The following is a 15,956-nucleotide window of genomic DNA, read 5'->3' on the forward strand; positions in this document are numbered from 1 at the left end:
CTTGCTCGCGAATGCCGCGACGCGGTTTCAGGCGGACTCGCGCACCATGTCTACGTGCGGAATGCCTGCTTCCAGGAATTCCTCGCTGACCATGCGAAAGCCCAGGCGCTCATAGAACGCCGTGGCTTGTACCTGGGCGCTGAGCATCTGCTGCTTCAGCCCGCGTTTCTCGGCTTCACCGATCACCGCTTGCATCAGCGCATCGCCCACTTTCAGGCCGCGCCAGTCCTTGAGTACCGACACCCGGCCGACGTGACCGTCGGGCAGCAGGCGTGCGGTGCCAATCGGAAAGTCGCCTTCCAGGGCGAGGAAGTGCACGGCCGTCACGTCGTCCGCGTCCCATTCCAGTTCAGGCGGAACGGATTGCTCGGCAACGAACACCGCTTCACGAATGCGCCGGATCTCGGCGTTGTCCTTTTGCCAGTTTGCGACACGTACGTGAATCTTATTCATCGTCAGCGAACCCCAGGCTTCCCTGTTTGACCAGTTCGTGCAGCAGGCCGCAACCGTCTTCGTCGTTCAGCCATGAGCCAAGGTTATCAGCATGCAGCGCGTCGGCGGCGCAGATCATCTTCAGCAGTTCGCGCAGTTTGCCGGGCAGATAACGGCTTTGGCCGCTGGCGAACAGCAACAGATCGTCGTCGACTTCGGACCAGGCCAGTCGGGCGCTTGGATTGCGGACCAGAATCGCCCCGTCTTTGATGGCGGCGAGGAAGTCGGCTTCTTCAACTTCTTCCAGGCCTGTCACCAGTTCCGGATAGCGCGGCTCGGTCATGAACTGGCCGAACCAGGTCAGCAGCAGGCGCTCGTCGCTCATGTGCTCGGCCAGCAGGCTTTTCAGGCGGTCGAGGGCATCGTGCTGAATCTGGTGCGGGTCGGCTGCCGGCAGGGCGTCTGCATCGGTGTAGCGTTCTTCGTCCGTCAGGAACTGGCTGAGGAAGTCGGTGAAGTGGGTCAGTACTTCAGCGGCGCTCGGCGCGCGGAAACCCACGGAGTAGGTCAGGCAGTCGTCGACGGCCACGCCGCAGTGGGCCAGGCGCGGCGGCAGGTAGAGCATGTCGCCCGGTTCCAGGACCCACTCGTCGGTGGCTTCGAAGTCGGCGAGGATGCGCAGGTCGGCGTGTTGCAGCAGCGGGCTCTCGGAGTTGCACATCTGGCCGATTTTCCAGTTGCGCTTGCCGTGGCCTTGCAGCAGGAACACGTCGTAATTGTCGAAGTGCGGACCGACGCTGCCGCCCGGTGCGGCGAAGCTGATCATCACGTCGTCGATACGCCAGCTCGGCAGGAAGCGGAATTGCTCCAGCAGTTCGCTGACTTCCGGCACGAACTGGTCGACGGCTTGAACCAGCAGGGTCCAGTCACGCTCCGGCAATTTGCTGAAATCATCTTCGGCGAACGGGCCGCGACGCAGTTCCCATGGGCGCTCGCCATTCTCGATGATCACGCGCGATTCGACTTCTTCTTCCAGTGCCAGGCCGGCCAGTTCGTCGGCGTCGATCGGGCTTTCGAAATCAGGAATCGCCTGACGGATCAGCAGCGGTTTTTTCTGCCAGTAGTCGCGCAGGAATTCCCGTGCCGTGATGCCGCCCAAGAGTTGAAGAGGAATGTCAGGATTCATGTGTAACCTATTGAAAAAAATTACTTTTCATACGGGAATAAAAACGCCCGGCGCGGCCGGGCGTCTTAAAAGGGTCAAGCGGTCGATCAGATGCGTCTGGCTTGCTCTACAGCGTTACCGATGTAGTTCGCCGGGGTGAGCAGTTTCAGCTCGGCCTTGGCCGCGGCTGGCATGTCCAGGCCGTCGATGAAAGTCTGCAGCGCTTCAGGGCTGATGCCCTTGCCGCGGGTCAATTCTTTCAGCTTTTCGTACGGGTTCTCGATGTTGTAGCGGCGCATCACGGTCTGGATAGGCTCGGCCAGGACTTCCCAGCAGGCGTCCAGGTCGGCAGCGATTTTGTCGGCGTTGAGCTCGAGCTTGCTGATGCCCTTGAGGCTGGCTTCGTACGCGATCACGCTGTGGGCGAAGCCGACACCGAGGTTGCGCAGGACGGTGGAGTCGGTCAGGTCGCGCTGCCAGCGGGAGATGGGCAGTTTGCTCGCCAGGTGCTGGAACAGTGCGTTGGCAATACCCAGGTTGCCTTCGGAGTTTTCGAAGTCGATCGGGTTGACCTTGTGCGGCATGGTCGACGAACCGATTTCGCCAGCGATGGTGCGCTGTTTGAAATAACCCAGGGAGATGTAGCCCCAGATGTCGCGGTCGAAGTCGATCAGGATGGTGTTGAAGCGCGCGATCGCGTCGAACAGCTCGGCGATGTAGTCGTGCGGTTCGATCTGCGTGGTGTACGGGTTGAAGCCCAGGCCCAGCTCGTCTTCGATGAAGGCGCGGGCGTTGGCTTCCCAGTCGATCTCGGGGTAGGCCGACAGGTGGGCGTTGTAGTTGCCGACAGCGCCGTTGATCTTGCCCAGCAGCGGAACGGCCGCGACTTGAGCGATTTGGCGCTCGAGGCGGTAAACCACGTTCGCCAGCTCTTTACCCAGGGTGGTCGGCGAGGCCGGTTGGCCGTGGGTGCGCGACAGCATAGGTACGTCGGCGAAACGGATCGCCAGTTCGCGGATGGCTTCGGCGGTCTGGCGCATCAGCGGCAGCATCACGTCATCACGGCCTTCGCGCAGCATCAGGGCGTGGGACAGGTTGTTGATGTCCTCGCTGGTGCAGGCAAAGTGGATGAATTCGCTGACCTGGGCCAGTTCCGGCAGCTTGGCTGCTTGCTCTTTGAGCAGGTACTCGATGGCTTTGACGTCGTGGTTGGTGGTGCGCTCGATCTCTTTGACGCGCTCGGCGTGCTCCAGAGAGAAGTTTTCCGCCAGGGTGTTCAATACAGCGTTGGCTTCGGCGGAGAACGCCGGCACTTCGCTGATGGCAGGGTGAGCGGCCAGGCGCTGGAGCCAGCGCACTTCAACCAGGACGCGGGCGCGGATCAGGCCGTACTCGCTGAAAATTGGGCGCAGGGCCTGGGTTTTGCCGGCGTAGCGGCCGTCAACAGGGGAAACCGCAGTGAGCGAAGAAAGCTGCATGGGGTGTTCTCGGACAGTCGGGCAACGAAATGGGGCGCGTATCATACATGAAAAAATCCGCCGGTCCGTTGCCAACTGACCAGCGTATTACGCGTTACAGACTACAAAACGGTGTTACAGATGTGCTTCAGCTGCTGCGCATCAGCGGGTAAAGCTCTTTGAGCAATTTGCGCCGGCTGATCACCAGCTGCCAGCGATGCCCGCCCAACTGCCGCCACAGGCGTGCCGAACGGATGCCGGCCAGCAGCAGGGCGCGGATTTTCGAGGCGTTGCTCGGCTGCTGCAGGTTGCGCATGTCACCGTGCACCTGAATGCGTTGGCGCAAGGTGCTCAGGGTGTCCTGGTACAGCGCGCCGCAGGCGGCGATCACGTTTTCGTGGGCCGGGCCGAAATGTTCGACCTGGGACTGAATCTGCGGCAGGCGCTTGCCGATGATGTCCAGCATGTCCTCGCGCTTGGCCAGCTGTCGCTCAAGGCCGAGCATCGCCAGCGCATAGCGCAGCGGTTCGCGCTGCAGGGCGCTGGGGTCGCGCTCGAGGGCGCCGATCAGGGCGCGATAGCCCTCGCGCAGATTGATGTCGTCGCCGCCGTAGACTTCCAGGGTGTCCTTGGGGTCGCGGATCAGCAGGCTGCCGAGCATGCAGGTCAGACCGGCCTCGTTGGTCTGGCCGGTCTTGGCGATCTTGTCGACCAGCACGGCGGCGAGGAAAACGCCGCCCAGCGCCGTCAGTTGCTCCTGAGTGGGGCTCATTGTTGCTGGCCTTTGCTGGTCCAGGGTTCAGCAACTTCGATGACACCGCCGCCGAGGCAGATTTCACCGTCATAGAACACCACGGACTGGCCTGGCGTGACTGCGCGTTGCGGGTCGTCGAAGGTCGCACGATAACCGGTGGCCGTCTTTTCCAGGGTGCAAGGCTGGTCGCTCTGGCGATAGCGAACCTTGGCCGTCAGTTTGCGCGGCTGGCTCAGGTCGATCGGGTTGACCCAGTAGATGTCCGAGGCGAGCAGGGCGCGGGCGAACAGCCACGGATGGTCGTTGCCCTGGCCAACGATCAGCTCGTTGTGCTCCAGGTCCTTGATCAGCACGTACCACGGCTCCTCACCGGCGTCTTTCAAGCCGCCGATGCCCAGGCCCTGGCGCTGGCCGATGGTGTGGTACATCAGGCCGTGGTGACGGCCGATGACTTCGCCTTCGGTGGTTTTGATTTCGCCCGGTTGCGCCGGCAGGTACTGCTTGAGGAAGTCGGTGAAACGGCGCTCGCCGATAAAGCAGATCCCGGTGGAATCCTTTTTCTTCGCGGTCGCCAGTTCGTACTTCTCGGCAATCGCCCGCACCTGGGGTTTTTCCAGTTCGCCCACCGGGAACAGGGTCTTGGCGATCTGTTCGCCGCCGACGGCGTGCAGGAAGTAGCTCTGGTCCTTGTTCGGGTCCAGGCCCTTGAGCAGTTCGGTGCGGCCGTCGATGTCACGACGACGCACGTAGTGACCGGTGGCGATCAGGTCGGCACCGAGCACCATGGCGTAGTCGAGGAACGCCTTGAACTTGATCTCGCGGTTGCACAGGATGTCCGGGTTCGGGGTGCGACCGGCCTTGTATTCGGCCAGGAAGTGCTCGAACACGTTGTCCCAGTACTCGGCGGCGAAGTTGGCGGTGTGCAGCTTGATGCCAATCTTGTCGCACACGGCCTGGGCGTCCGCCAGGTCATCCATGGCGGTGCAGTATTCCGTTCCATCGTCTTCTTCCCAGTTCTTCATGAACAGGCCTTCCACCTCATAACCCTGCTCGATCAGCAGGAGAGCGGAAACGGAAGAGTCCACGCCGCCGGACATGCCGACAATGACGCGCTTCTTTTGTGTGTCAGAAGGGGCTGGATCACGCATAGGGATTCAATGAGTGTCTTGAAAAAGGACGCGATTCTAACAGGCTCCAGCCCGCAAGGCTAAAGAGAAGGACGGATCAGTTCCAGGCCGAAGTGAATACCTGCCAGATAGTCGTCGATGCAACGGATGATCAGCTCGCTGCGCCAGTGTTCGCGCTGTTGCATCAATTCCTCGCGGGTCAACCACTTGGCGCCGACGATGCCGTCGTCCAGTTGATACTCCGGGTTGTATTTCAGGGCTTTGGCGATGAAGCAGACCCGTTGGTAGGTCACGCCGTTGCTTGGCGCGGTATACAGGTAAATGCCCAGCACGCCGGTCGGCTCGACGTCCCAGCCGGTTTCCTCGAGGGTTTCGCGCACGGCGGCTTCGGTCAGGGTTTCGTCCGGGTCGAGGTGGCCCGCGGGCTGGTTGAGTACTGTGCGTCCATGTTTGAGTTCTTCGACCATCAGGAAGCGGCCGTGGTCTTCGACGATGGTGGCGACGGTGATGTGGGGTTTCCAGTCCATGAAGCGTCCTCGAATGCAAATGTTGGAACACGGTCAATGTGGGAGCGGGCTTGCTCGCGAAAGCGGAGGGTCAGTCATTGGGGATGTTGAATGATAAACCGCATTCGCGAGCAAGCCCGCTCCCACATTTGTCTGGCGTACACATTGGTGTACCAGAAACAGAAACCCCGGCACTTGGCCGGGGCTTCTTTACATCTTTACAACCTTACACCAGCGCAGCAATCGCCGCGTTGAGCGTGGCGCTCGGGCGCATGGCCTTGCTGATCAGCTCGGCATTGGCGTGGTAGTAACCGCCGATGTCCACTGGCTTGCCCTGGACGGCGTTGAGCTCGGCAACGATGGTTGCTTCGTTCTCGGTCAGGGTCTTGGCCAGGGTCGCGAACTGCGCTTGCAGTGCAGTGTCTTCGGTCTGGGCGGCCAGGGCCTGGGCCCAGTACAGTGCCAGGTAGAAGTGGCTGCCACGGTTGTCGATGTTGCCGACTTTGCGCGATGGCGACTTGTTGTTGTCCAGGAACAGGCCGGTGGCCTGGTCCAGGGTCTTGGACAGTACCAGGGCTTTCGGGTTGTTGTAGTTCACACCCAAATGCTCAAGGGAAGCGGCCAGGGCCAGGAACTCGCCCAGGGAATCCCAGCGCAGGAAGTTTTCTTCCAGCAGCTGCTGAACGTGCTTCGGAGCCGAACCGCCAGCGCCGGTTTCGAACAGGCCACCGCCGTTCATCAGCGGCACGATCGACAGCATCTTGGCGCTGGTGCCCAGTTCCATGATCGGGAACAGGTCGGTCAGGTAGTCGCGCAGAACGTTGCCGGTCACCGAAATGGTGTCCTTGCCTTCGCGGGTGCGCTGCAGGGTGAACTTCATGGCGTCGACCGGGGCCATGATCTGGATGTCCAGGCCAGCGGTGTCGTGATCCTTCAGGTAAGCCTGAACTTTCTCGATCACCACGCCGTCGTGGGCGCGCATCGGGTCCAGCCAGAAAATGGCCGGGGTGCTGCTCGCGCGAGCGCGGTTGACGGCCAGTTTGACCCAGTCCTGGATCGGCGCGTCTTTGGTCTGGCACATGCGGAAGATGTCGCCGGCTTCAACAGCCTGTTCCATCAGCAGGGTGCCTTTGCTGTCGGTCACGCGTACCACGCCGTCAGCCTTGATCTGGAAGGTCTTGTCGTGGGAACCGTACTCTTCGGCTTTCTTCGCCATCAGACCAACGTTCGGCACGCTGCCCATGGTGGTCGGATCGAAAGCGCCATTGGCTTTGCAATCTTCGATCACGGCCTGGTAGATCGTGGCGTAGCAACGATCCGGAATCACGGCCTTGGTGTCGTGCAGCTGACCGTCGGTGCCCCACATCTTGCCGGAGTCACGGATCATGGCCGGCATCGAGGCGTCGACGATGACGTCGCTCGGCACGTGCAGGTTGGTGATGCCCTTGTCGGAATTGACCATCGCCAGCGACGGACGAACGGCGTACACCGCCTGGATGTCGGCTTCGATGGCGGCTTGCTGCTCGGCCGGCAGGGCCTTGATGCGAGCGTACAGGTCGCCGATGCCGTTGTTCAGGTTGAAGCCGATCTGTGCCAGCACGTCAGCGTGCTTGGCCAGTGCGTCTTTATAGAACTCGGCAACGATCTGGCCGAACATGATCGGGTCGGAGACCTTCATCATGGTGGCTTTCAAGTGAACCGACAGCAGCACGCCTTGTTGCTTGGCGCTTTCGATTTCAGCGGCGATGAAGGCGCGCAGGGCGTTTTTGCTCATCACGGCGCAGTCGAGGATCTCGCCGGCCTGAACGCTGGTTTTTTCTTTCAGGACGGTGGTGGTGCCGTCTTTGGCGATCAGCTCGATCTTCACGGCGTCAGCGGCGTCGATCAGGGCGGCTTTTTCGCTGCCGTAGAAATCGCCGGTGCTCATGTGCGCAACGTGAGACTTGGAGTCGGCAGCCCAGGCGCCCATTTTGTGCGGGTGCTTGCGTGCGTAGTTCTTGACAGACAGTGGTGCGCGGCGGTCCGAGTTACCTTCGCGCAGGACCGGGTTCACGGCGCTGCCCTTGATCTTGTCGTAGCGGGCCTTGGCTTCTTTGTCGGCGTCGCTGGTCACGGTTTCCGGGTATTCCGGCAGGTTGTAACCCTGAGCTTGCAGTTCTTTGATCGCGGCTTGCAGCTGCGGAACCGAGGCGCTGATGTTCGGCAGCTTGATGATGTTGGCTTCAGGCGTAACGGCCAGGTCGCCCAGTTCGGCGAGGTGGTCGGCTACGGCTTTGTCACCCAGTTGCTCGGGGAAGCTGGCCAGGATGCGCCCTGCAAGAGAGATATCGCGGGTTTCAACGGCGATATCAGCGGAGGCGGTGAAGGCCTCTACGATAGGCAACAGTGAATAGGTGGCGAGGGCTGGGGCTTCGTCGGTGAAGGTATAGATGATCTTCGAGCGGGTGGGCATATTCGGATTAACTCTCTCTTCTTTGCTAAAGCGTGCGCAGAAACTCGAGGGGCGCCGGGTAAGCGCGTTCGTTCAAAGTCATCCATGAGCCGAATTTCGAGGTTTCTTCGCGGTGATGTTGGGTGCATCAGTAGAGCGTCAAGCAGTCGGACTGCGATAACAGGCCGGCTATGGGCGGAAAGTCTCGGCTACGTTTTGGGTAGCAAGGAGAGGTCGGCCGTCGTGACCCTATGGTCAGCGGGCGGCATTATACATAGGTAGCTGGCAATCTGCCGATGGTTCATGTGAATCGATTCTCGTCCATTGGTCTAAAGGTCGCAGGGGCGAGTGGGGCGCGGGGTCATTCGTCGTGCTTGAGTTTGGCGCTTTTCCCTTTGCTTTCAGGCTTGTAGCCCGCCAGTCGCAGCGCTTTGCGGCAGATGCATGGAACAGAGGGTTTGCGCGCCGATTTAACTGGGTTACGCTCGAACCAAGCCAGATGTTCAATCCAATCAATGGAGTTCAGCATGGGTTACAAGAAGATTCAGGTTCCAGCCGTCGGCGACAAAATCACCGTCAATGCAGACCATTCTCTCAATGTTCCTGATAATCCGATCATTCCGTTCATTGAAGGCGACGGCATTGGTGTCGACGTCAGTCCCGTCATGATCAAGGTTGTCGATGCTGCCGTAGAAAAAGCCTATGGGGGCAAGCGCAAGATTTCCTGGATGGAAGTCTACGCCGGCGAAAAAGCCACCCAGGTCTACGACCAGGACACCTGGCTGCCCCAGGAAACCCTGGATGCCGTTAAAGATTACGTCGTCTCCATCAAGGGGCCGCTGACCACGCCGGTCGGTGGCGGTATCCGCTCGCTCAACGTTGCCCTGCGCCAGCAGCTTGACCTCTATGTGTGCCTGCGGCCGGTGGTGTGGTTCGAAGGCGTGCCAAGCCCGGTGAAAAAGCCTGGCGACGTGGACATGGTGATCTTCCGCGAAAACTCCGAAGACATTTATGCCGGTATCGAATGGAAGGCCGGCTCGCCGGAAGCCACCAAAGTCATCAAGTTCCTGAAAGAAGAAATGGGCGTTACCAAGATCCGTTTCGACCAGGATTGCGGTATCGGCATCAAGCCTGTTTCGAAAGAAGGCACCAAGCGTCTGGTGCGCAAGGCCCTGCAATACGTGGTGGACAACGATCGCAAGTCGCTGACCATCGTGCACAAGGGCAACATCATGAAGTTCACCGAAGGTGCCTTCAAGGACTGGGGCTATGAGGTGGCGAAGGAAGAATTCGGCGCCGAGCTGCTCGACGGCGGCCCATGGATGAAGTTCAAGAACCCGAAAACCGGCCGCGAAGTCATCGTCAAGGATGCCATCGCCGACGCCATGCTCCAGCAGATCCTGCTGCGTCCGGCCGAGTACGACGTGATCGCCACGCTGAACCTCAATGGTGACTATCTCTCCGACGCATTGGCGGCAGAGGTGGGCGGCATCGGTATCGCGCCGGGCGCCAACCTGTCCGACACCGTGGCCATGTTCGAGGCCACCCACGGTACTGCACCGAAGTATGCCGGCAAGGACCAGGTCAACCCGGGGTCGGTGATCCTGTCGGCAGAGATGATGTTGCGTCACCTGGGCTGGACCGAGGCGGCGGACCTGATCATCAAGGGCACCAATGGCGCGATCAAGGCCAAGACGGTGACCTATGACTTCGAACGCCTGATGGAGGGCGCCACGCTGGTTTCGTCTTCCGGATTCGGTGAGGCGCTGATCAAACACATGTAAGCGAAAGACGGACGCACAAAAACCGCCCGGGTCAGTGATTGAGTCGGGCGGTTTTTTTATGTCTGGATGACGGTGCGGCGTTAAACCGACACGGTCTGTTGCAGGGCAGGTGTCGGGGCTTTCGAAGCATCTACAGGGGCGCCGATATTGACGGCATGCAGGCCTTTAGGCCCCTGGATGATCTCGAACACGACAGCTTGCCCGGCCTTCAGGGTTTTGTAGCCATCCATTTGAATGGCCGAGTAGTGGGCAAAGAGGTCTTCGCTCTTGCCGTCCTCGTTGATGAAACCGTACCCCTTGGCATTGTTGAACCATTTCACTTTGCCACTGACCTTGACGCCTGACATACCCATATCCCTCTGCAACAGACTCCATCACTGGAGTATCATCCAGTTAATCCGCAGTCACTTCTTGTAAAAAAAGTTGACTCCGCGGACCTTTTTTACCCACTGTGGGCTCTATTGGTTGTAACACCGTTTTGCCGATAGTCAAGGTGACCAGGCAGTCGGAGTTGAAATCGCACAAGACCGCCCCCACCACTGTATTTGCACAACTGACGAACCTTTCTTTCCATGCATGCAATCAGCCAGATTCGACTAACATTCAATCAGGATCGCCCGTTTCTCCAGAAGGACCACCCGGAGGAGCACGACGACGATTCAGCAGGCATTGCTGTTCAGGAGGCCAAGCCTGCTTTACAGGCGCCGCCGATGTACAAGGTGGTTTTGTTTAATGATGACTACACACCGATGGATTTCGTCGTCGAAGTGCTCGAGGTGTTTTTTAACCTGAATCGCGAGCTGGCGACCAAGGTCATGCTGGCCGTCCATACGGAAGGACGGGCAGTATGTGGAGTGTTTACCCGCGACATCGCCGAGACCAAGGCCATGCAGGTCAACCAGTACGCCAGGGAAAGCCAGCATCCGCTACTCTGTGAAATCGAGAAGGACGGTTAATCGCCGGACACTTGGGTATGAGGTGAAGCTATGTTAAACCGCGAGCTCGAAGTCACCCTCAATCTTGCCTTCAAGGAGGCCCGTTCGAAGCGTCATGAATTCATGACCGTCGAGCATCTCCTGCTGGCCCTATTGGATAATGAGGCTGCCGCCACCGTTTTGCGTGCGTGCGGCGCAAACCTCGACAAACTCAAGCATGACCTGCAGGAGTTCATCGACTCCACCACGCCATTGATCCCCGTGCATGACGAGGATCGCGAAACCCAGCCAACCCTGGGCTTCCAGCGTGTCCTGCAGCGTGCTGTGTTTCACGTACAGAGCTCGGGCAAACGCGAAGTGACTGGCGCCAACGTGCTGGTCGCGATCTTCAGTGAGCAAGAGAGTCAGGCAGTGTTCCTGCTGAAACAGCAGAGCGTTGCGCGTATCGATGTCGTCAATTACATCGCCCACGGCATCTCCAAGGTGCCAGGGCACGGCGATCACTCCGAGGGCGAGCAAGATATGCAGGATGACGAGGGCGGTGAGTCTTCTTCTTCAAGCAATCCGCTGGATGCGTATGCCAGCAACCTCAACGAACTCGCGCGCCAGGGGCGTATCGACCCATTGGTCGGTCGTGAGCTGGAAGTCGAGCGCGTTGCACAGATCCTCGCGCGTCGTCGCAAGAACAATCCGTTGCTGGTGGGCGAGGCCGGCGTGGGCAAGACCGCGATTGCCGAAGGCCTGGCCAAGCGCATCGTCGACAACCAGGTGCCGGACCTGCTGGCCAACAGTGTCGTCTATTCCCTCGATCTTGGCGCCTTGCTCGCAGGTACCAAGTACCGCGGTGATTTCGAGAAGCGCTTCAAGGCGCTGCTCAATGAACTGAAAAAACGTCCGCAAGCGATCCTGTTCATCGATGAGATCCACACCATCATTGGTGCGGGTGCCGCGTCCGGTGGTGTCATGGATGCCTCGAACCTGCTCAAGCCGTTGCTGTCGTCCGGCGATATCCGGTGCATCGGTTCGACCACCTTCCAGGAATTTCGCGGGATCTTCGAGAAAGACCGCGCTTTGGCCCGGCGCTTCCAGAAGGTCGATGTGTCGGAGCCGTCGGTGGAAGACACCATCGGTATCCTGCGTGGCCTGAAGGGGCGTTTCGAGTCTCATCACAACATCGAATACAGCGATGAAGCCCTGCGTGCCGCCGCCGAATTGGCGTCGCGCTACATCAATGACCGGCACATGCCGGACAAGGCGATCGACGTCATCGACGAGGCGGGTGCCTATCAACGCCTGCAGCCGATCGAGAAGCGCGTAAAACGCATCGAAGTGCCTCAGGTCGAGGACATCGTCGCGAAAATCGCGCGGATTCCGCCCAAGCATGTCACCAGCTCCGACAAGGAGCTGCTGCGTAACCTCGAGCGTGACCTGAAGCTGACGGTGTTTGGCCAGGATGCGGCGATCGACTCCCTGGCGACTGCGATCAAGCTGTCTCGCGCCGGCCTGAAGTCGCCTGACAAGCCAGTCGGTTCGTTCCTGTTCGCCGGGCCTACGGGTGTCGGTAAAACCGAGGCGGCTCGGCAATTGGCCAAGGCGCTGGGTGTCGAGCTGGTTCGATTCGACATGTCCGAGTACATGGAGCGTCACACCGTATCGCGCCTGATTGGTGCACCTCCTGGTTATGTCGGGTTCGATCAGGGCGGTCTGCTGACCGAAGCCATCACCAAGCAGCCACATTGCGTGCTGTTGCTCGATGAGATCGAGAAGGCGCATCCGGAAGTCTTCAACCTGCTGCTGCAGGTCATGGACCACGGTACGCTGACCGATAACAACGGGCGCAAGGCGGATTTCCGTAACGTTATCGTCATCATGACGACCAACGCCGGTGCCGAAACCGCGGCGCGTGCTTCGATCGGCTTCACCCTTCAGGATCACTCTTCCGATGCGATGGAAGTGATCAAGAAGAGCTTCACGCCGGAATTCCGCAACCGTCTGGACACCATCATCCAGTTTGGTCGCCTCAGCCATGAGGTTATCAAGAGCGTGGTGGACAAGTTCCTTATCGAACTTCAGGCGCAGCTGGAAGACAAGCGTGTCCTGCTGGAAGTCACCGATGCGGCCCGCAGCTGGCTGGCGGCCGGTGGTTACGACGCCATGATGGGTGCGCGACCAATGGCTCGCCTGATCCAGGACAAGATCAAGCGTCCGCTGGCGGAGGAGATTCTCTTTGGCGAACTGGCCGAACATGGCGGTGTGGTGCACATCGACATCAAGGACGGCGAACTGACCTTCGAGTTCGAGACGACGGCCGAAATGGCCTGAGGCTGACGTAACAAAACAAAAAGGCGCCTTCGGGCGCCTTTTTGCTGTCCGCCGACCTCTGTAGGAGCTGCCGAAGGCTGCGATCTTTTGATTTTGTTTTTTCAACATTAAGATCAAAAGATCGCAGCCTTCGGCAGCTCCTACAGGGGAGAGTGCTGAATCGCGGGCATACAAAAACGCCCGGCTATGCCGGGCGTCTTGTATTGACTTGATTAGCGGGCGCGGTAAGTGATGCGCCCTTTGCTCAAGTCATAGGGCGTCAGTTCGACGCGCACTTTGTCACCGGTAAGAATACGAATGTAGTTCTTGCGCATCTTGCCGGAAATATGCGCGGTTACGACGTGCCCATTTTCCAACTCCACGCGAAACATGGTGTTGGGCAGGGTGTCGACGACAGTGCCTTCCATTTCGAAGCTGTCTTCTTTCGACATGCAGTAAAGCCCTCGGTGTCCAGTGAATGGCCCGGTGCAACTGCGCCAGGCAAAAGCGGCGTGCATTGTGCCCGAAAAATGGGGTTCAAGCCAAGGGGTTTAGGGCGGGCTCTAGTTCAGGACGACCCAGCGCTGGTTAACCAGCAGCTCAATGGGGCGATATTGGGTCTTGTAGCTCATTTTTTTGCAGTTTTTGATCCAGTAGCCCAGGTAGACCGCGTCGAGCCCCAGGCGCCGGGCCTCGGCAATCTGCCAGAGGATGGCAAAACGCCCCAGGCTACGTCGCTCTTCGTCGGGTTCATAGAAGGTGTAGACGGCCGAAAGACCGTTCGGCAGAAGGTCGGTCACGGCGATTGCCAGCAACCGGCCGTCGAGACGGAATTCGTAGAACCGTGAAAACGGCAGGTCGCGCACCAGGAATGTGGAAAACTGGTCGCGGCTCGGCGGGTACATGTCGCCATCGGCATGCCGCTGTTCGATATAGCGCTGGTATAGATCGAAATACTCTTCGCTGAACCCTGGCTTGGCCGGGCGTACCTGCAAGTCGGCGTTGCGTTTGAAAATACGTTTCTGCTGGCGGTTGGGGGTGAATTGCGCCACAGGGATGCGCGCCGGTACGCACGCATTGCAGTTCTGGCAATGGGGTCGATACAGGTGGTCGCCACTGCGACGAAAACCCATTTCCGACAGATCCGCATAGACATGCACATCCATGGGCTGGCTAGGATCGAGAAACAGGGTCGTGGCCTGCTCCTCAGGCAGATAACTGCAAGAGTGGGGCTGAGTGGCATAGAACTTCAAGCGCGCCAACTCGGTCATGATCAACCCTCGGAATAAGCTTTTGATTAGGGGCGTCTCTAAGTGTAAGCCACGCGCGCAAAAGACGCTCAGCAAACCCAGGTTGCGCGGTTGGGTTGGTCAAGATACTGCGCCAGATACCCGGCAAACGCGCTGCGCGGAATCGCCCGGGCGCCGAGGCTGTGCAGGTGGTCGGTGGGCATCTGGCAGTCGATCAGCACAAAACCCGACTCTTTCAGATGTCGCACCAGGGCGGCGAAGCCAAATTTCGAGGCGTTGTCGGCGCGGCTGAACATGGACTCGCCGAAAAACAGCTGGCCCATCGCCAGGCCGTACAGGCCGCCAACCAGCTCGCCCTGGTCCCAGACTTCCACCGAATGCGCGTAACCACGCTTGTGCAGTTCCAGGTAGGCATCCTGCATGGCGCCGGTGATCCAGGTGCCGTCAGCGTATTCCCGTGGGGCGGCGCAGGCGCGGATGACGGCGGCAAAATCCCGGTCGAAGCTGACCTGATAGCGTTGCTGGCGCAGCAACTTGCCCAGGCTGCGGGAAACGTGCAGTTCGTCGGGAAACAGGACGGTACGCGGGTCCGGTGACCACCAGAGGATCGGCTGGCCTTCGGAAAACCATGGAAAACAACCGTGGCGATAGGCCTGGATCAGCCGGTCGGCCGACAGGTCGCCACCGGCGGCCAACAGGCCGTTGGGGTCGCGCATGGCTTTTTCCAGCGGCGGGAAAGTCAGGGAGTTGCGTTGTAACCAAGTCAGCATGGCGTCCGGGCTTGCAGAAGGGGAGGGCGGTAGCGGGCAGGAGGCCCGCCACCCAGTGTGCCGTTAAACAGCGGGAATGTCGTCGAGGTATTTTTCCGCGTCCAGGGCAGCCATGCAGCCAGCCCCGGCGGAAGTCACCGCCTGACGATACACATGATCGGCCACGTCGCCGGCGGCAAACACGCCTGCGATGGCGGTCGCGGTGGCATTGCCCTCGCTGCCGCCCTTGACCTGCAGGTAGCCGTCACGCATCTCCAGCTGGCCGACGAACAGGTCGGTATTGGGTTTGTGGCCGATGGCGATGAACACGCCGGCCAGCGCCAGCTCGGTGATTTCGCCGGTATGGCTGTCGCGCAGGCGGGCGCCGGTCACGCCGCTGGCATCGCCCAGCACTTCATCCAGGTTCTGGTTCCAGTGCAGGCGAATATTGCCGTTGGCGGCCTTGTCGAAGAGTTTGTCCTGAAGGATTTTCTCCGAACGCAGTTTGTCGCGCCGGTGAATCAAATGAACCTCCCGGGCGATGTTCGATAAATACAGTGCTTCTTCAACCGCGGTATTGCCGCCGCCAACCACCGCGACCACTTGTTTGCGATAAAAGAAACCGTCGCAGGTCGCGCAGGCGGAAACACCCTTGCCGGCAAAGGTTTCTTCCGAGGGCAATCCGAGGTATTGCGCCGAAGCGCCGGTGGCGATGATCAGTGCGTCGCACGTATACGTACCGCTGTCGCCGGCCAATTCGAACGGGCGCTGTTGCAACTTGGCCGTATGGATGTGGTCGTAAACGATCTGTGTATCAAAGCGCTCGGCATGTTTTTGCATGCGCTCCATCAGGACCGGGCCGGTAAGTCCTTCCACATCACCTGGCCAGTTGTCGACTTCGACGGTGGTGGTGAGCTGGCCACCTGCCTGTATGCCGGTGATGACAACGGGTTTGAGGTTGGCGCGGGCGGCATACACGGCTGCGCTGTAACCGGCGGGGCCGGAACCCAGAATGATCAAGCGGTGATGCTGCGCTTCGCTCATAAAAACACCTCATAAGCCTTT

Annotated in this window: 16 protein-coding genes; 3 read left to right on the forward strand and 13 right to left on the reverse strand. The window is 59.7% G+C overall.

The features are described from left to right. Positions 1-27: 27 nt before the first annotated feature. The 8 genes from F8N66_RS01330 to F8N66_RS31425 form a co-directional block, all read right to left on the reverse strand. Complete coding sequence (locus F8N66_RS01330; protein WP_150768458.1) at positions 28-453, reverse strand: GNAT family N-acetyltransferase; 426 nt, start codon at positions 451-453, stop codon at positions 28-30. Continuing rightward, a complete protein-coding gene (locus F8N66_RS01335) occupies positions 446-1,618 on the reverse strand; it encodes a cupin domain-containing protein (RefSeq protein WP_150768459.1) in 1,173 nt (390 codons plus the stop codon). The genes F8N66_RS01330 and F8N66_RS01335 overlap by 8 nt, the downstream gene beginning before the upstream one ends. Before the next feature lie 86 nt (positions 1,619-1,704). After that, the gene (gene purB, locus F8N66_RS01340; protein ID WP_150768460.1) at positions 1,705-3,075 is read right to left on the reverse strand and encodes an adenylosuccinate lyase; all 1,371 of its coding nucleotides are present in this window, start codon (positions 3,073-3,075) and stop codon (positions 1,705-1,707) included. Between the two features lie 127 nt (positions 3,076-3,202). Next, a complete protein-coding gene (gene hflD / locus F8N66_RS01345) occupies positions 3,203-3,826 on the reverse strand; it encodes a high frequency lysogenization protein HflD (RefSeq protein ID WP_150768461.1) in 624 nt (207 codons plus the stop codon). After that, entirely contained in the window at positions 3,823-4,956 is a 1,134-nt protein-coding gene (gene mnmA, locus F8N66_RS01350) for a tRNA 2-thiouridine(34) synthase MnmA (protein ID WP_150768462.1), read from the reverse strand. The genes hflD and mnmA overlap by 4 nt, the downstream gene beginning before the upstream one ends. Positions 4,957-5,015: 59 nt before the next feature. Then, a complete protein-coding gene (locus tag F8N66_RS01355; protein ID WP_150768463.1) occupies positions 5,016-5,462 on the reverse strand; it encodes an NUDIX hydrolase in 447 nt (148 codons plus the stop codon). A 205-nt stretch (positions 5,463-5,667) separates the two neighbouring features. After that, complete coding sequence (locus F8N66_RS01365; protein WP_150768464.1) at positions 5,668-7,893, reverse strand: NADP-dependent isocitrate dehydrogenase; 2,226 nt, start codon at positions 7,891-7,893, stop codon at positions 5,668-5,670. 340 nt (positions 7,894-8,233) lie between these two features. Continuing rightward, positions 8,234-8,401 (reverse strand): hypothetical protein, encoded by a 168-nt coding sequence (locus F8N66_RS31425; protein WP_191622868.1) that lies wholly within the window; start codon positions 8,399-8,401, stop codon positions 8,234-8,236. Here F8N66_RS31425 and icd point away from each other — a divergent pair. Beyond that, positions 8,400-9,656, forward strand: coding sequence for an NADP-dependent isocitrate dehydrogenase (gene icd, locus F8N66_RS01370; RefSeq protein ID WP_095192705.1), 1,257 nt, complete (start codon positions 8,400-8,402; stop codon positions 9,654-9,656). The genes F8N66_RS31425 and icd overlap by 2 nt on opposite strands. Before the next feature lie 80 nt (positions 9,657-9,736). Here the strand turns inward: icd and cspD are convergent, their stop codons facing one another. Next, positions 9,737-10,009: a cold shock domain-containing protein CspD gene (cspD, locus tag F8N66_RS01375; RefSeq protein WP_318194723.1), complete on the reverse strand. Its 273-nt coding sequence runs from the start codon at positions 10,007-10,009 to the stop codon at positions 9,737-9,739. Positions 10,010-10,228: 219 nt separating this feature from the next. Here cspD and clpS point away from each other — a divergent pair, with 219 nt between their 5' ends. Then, on the forward strand, positions 10,229-10,612 hold the full coding sequence (gene clpS, locus F8N66_RS01380; protein WP_150768466.1) for an ATP-dependent Clp protease adapter ClpS: 384 nt from the start codon (positions 10,229-10,231) through the stop codon (positions 10,610-10,612). A 30-nt stretch (positions 10,613-10,642) separates the two neighbouring features. Next, the gene (gene clpA, locus F8N66_RS01385; RefSeq protein ID WP_150768467.1) at positions 10,643-12,913 is read left to right on the forward strand and encodes an ATP-dependent Clp protease ATP-binding subunit ClpA; all 2,271 of its coding nucleotides are present in this window, start codon (positions 10,643-10,645) and stop codon (positions 12,911-12,913) included. A gap of 212 nt (positions 12,914-13,125) precedes the next feature. On the opposite strand, the gene infA is transcribed toward clpA, so the two are convergent. The 4 genes from infA to trxB all read right to left on the reverse strand — a co-directional run bounded on the left by infA (position 13,126) and on the right by trxB (position 15,935). Beyond that, positions 13,126-13,344, reverse strand: coding sequence for a translation initiation factor IF-1 (infA, locus tag F8N66_RS01390; RefSeq protein ID WP_002553999.1), 219 nt, complete (start codon positions 13,342-13,344; stop codon positions 13,126-13,128). A 111-nt stretch (positions 13,345-13,455) separates the two neighbouring features. Then, on the reverse strand, positions 13,456-14,163 hold the full coding sequence (locus tag F8N66_RS01395; protein WP_128607946.1) for an arginyltransferase: 708 nt from the start codon (positions 14,161-14,163) through the stop codon (positions 13,456-13,458). Positions 14,164-14,231: 68 nt separating this feature from the next. Beyond that, on the reverse strand, positions 14,232-14,912 hold the full coding sequence (aat, locus tag F8N66_RS01400) for a leucyl/phenylalanyl-tRNA--protein transferase (RefSeq protein ID WP_150768468.1): 681 nt from the start codon (positions 14,910-14,912) through the stop codon (positions 14,232-14,234). A gap of 63 nt (positions 14,913-14,975) precedes the next feature. Beyond that, positions 14,976-15,935 (reverse strand): thioredoxin-disulfide reductase, encoded by a 960-nt coding sequence (gene trxB, locus F8N66_RS01405; RefSeq protein WP_150768469.1) that lies wholly within the window; start codon positions 15,933-15,935, stop codon positions 14,976-14,978. Positions 15,936-15,956: the final 21 nt, after the last annotated feature.

The sequence above is a fragment of the Pseudomonas fluorescens genome, from assembly GCF_902498195.1.
Lineage (GTDB): Bacteria > Pseudomonadota > Gammaproteobacteria > Pseudomonadales > Pseudomonadaceae > Aquipseudomonas > Aquipseudomonas fluorescens_BU.

Coding starts and splice junctions, on each gene's coding strand:
- F8N66_RS01330 (WP_150768458.1), bottom strand. CDS start 453: ATGAATAAGATTCACGTACGTGTCGCAAACTGGCAAAAGGACAACGCC.
- F8N66_RS01335 (WP_150768459.1), bottom strand. CDS start 1,618: ATGAATCCTGACATTCCTCTTCAACTCTTGGGCGGCATCACGGCACGG.
- purB (WP_150768460.1), bottom strand. CDS start 3,075: ATGCAGCTTTCTTCGCTCACTGCGGTTTCCCCTGTTGACGGCCGCTAC.
- hflD (WP_150768461.1), bottom strand. CDS start 3,826: ATGAGCCCCACTCAGGAGCAACTGACGGCGCTGGGCGGCGTTTTCCTC.
- mnmA (WP_150768462.1), bottom strand. CDS start 4,956: ATGCGTGATCCAGCCCCTTCTGACACACAAAAGAAGCGCGTCATTGTC.
- F8N66_RS01355 (WP_150768463.1), bottom strand. CDS start 5,462: ATGGACTGGAAACCCCACATCACCGTCGCCACCATCGTCGAAGACCAC.
- F8N66_RS01365 (WP_150768464.1), bottom strand. CDS start 7,893: ATGCCCACCCGCTCGAAGATCATCTATACCTTCACCGACGAAGCCCCA.
- icd (WP_095192705.1), top strand. CDS start 8,400: ATGGGTTACAAGAAGATTCAGGTTCCAGCCGTCGGCGACAAAATCACC.
- F8N66_RS31425 (WP_191622868.1), bottom strand. CDS start 8,401: ATGCTGAACTCCATTGATTGGATTGAACATCTGGCTTGGTTCGAGCGT.
- cspD (WP_318194723.1), bottom strand. CDS start 10,009: ATGGGTATGTCAGGCGTCAAGGTCAGTGGCAAAGTGAAATGGTTCAAC.
- clpS (WP_150768466.1), top strand. CDS start 10,229: ATGCATGCAATCAGCCAGATTCGACTAACATTCAATCAGGATCGCCCG.
- clpA (WP_150768467.1), top strand. CDS start 10,643: ATGTTAAACCGCGAGCTCGAAGTCACCCTCAATCTTGCCTTCAAGGAG.
- infA (WP_002553999.1), bottom strand. CDS start 13,344: ATGTCGAAAGAAGACAGCTTCGAAATGGAAGGCACTGTCGTCGACACC.
- F8N66_RS01395 (WP_128607946.1), bottom strand. CDS start 14,163: ATGACCGAGTTGGCGCGCTTGAAGTTCTATGCCACTCAGCCCCACTCT.
- aat (WP_150768468.1), bottom strand. CDS start 14,912: ATGCTGACTTGGTTACAACGCAACTCCCTGACTTTCCCGCCGCTGGAA.
- trxB (WP_150768469.1), bottom strand. CDS start 15,935: ATGAGCGAAGCGCAGCATCACCGCTTGATCATTCTGGGTTCCGGCCCC.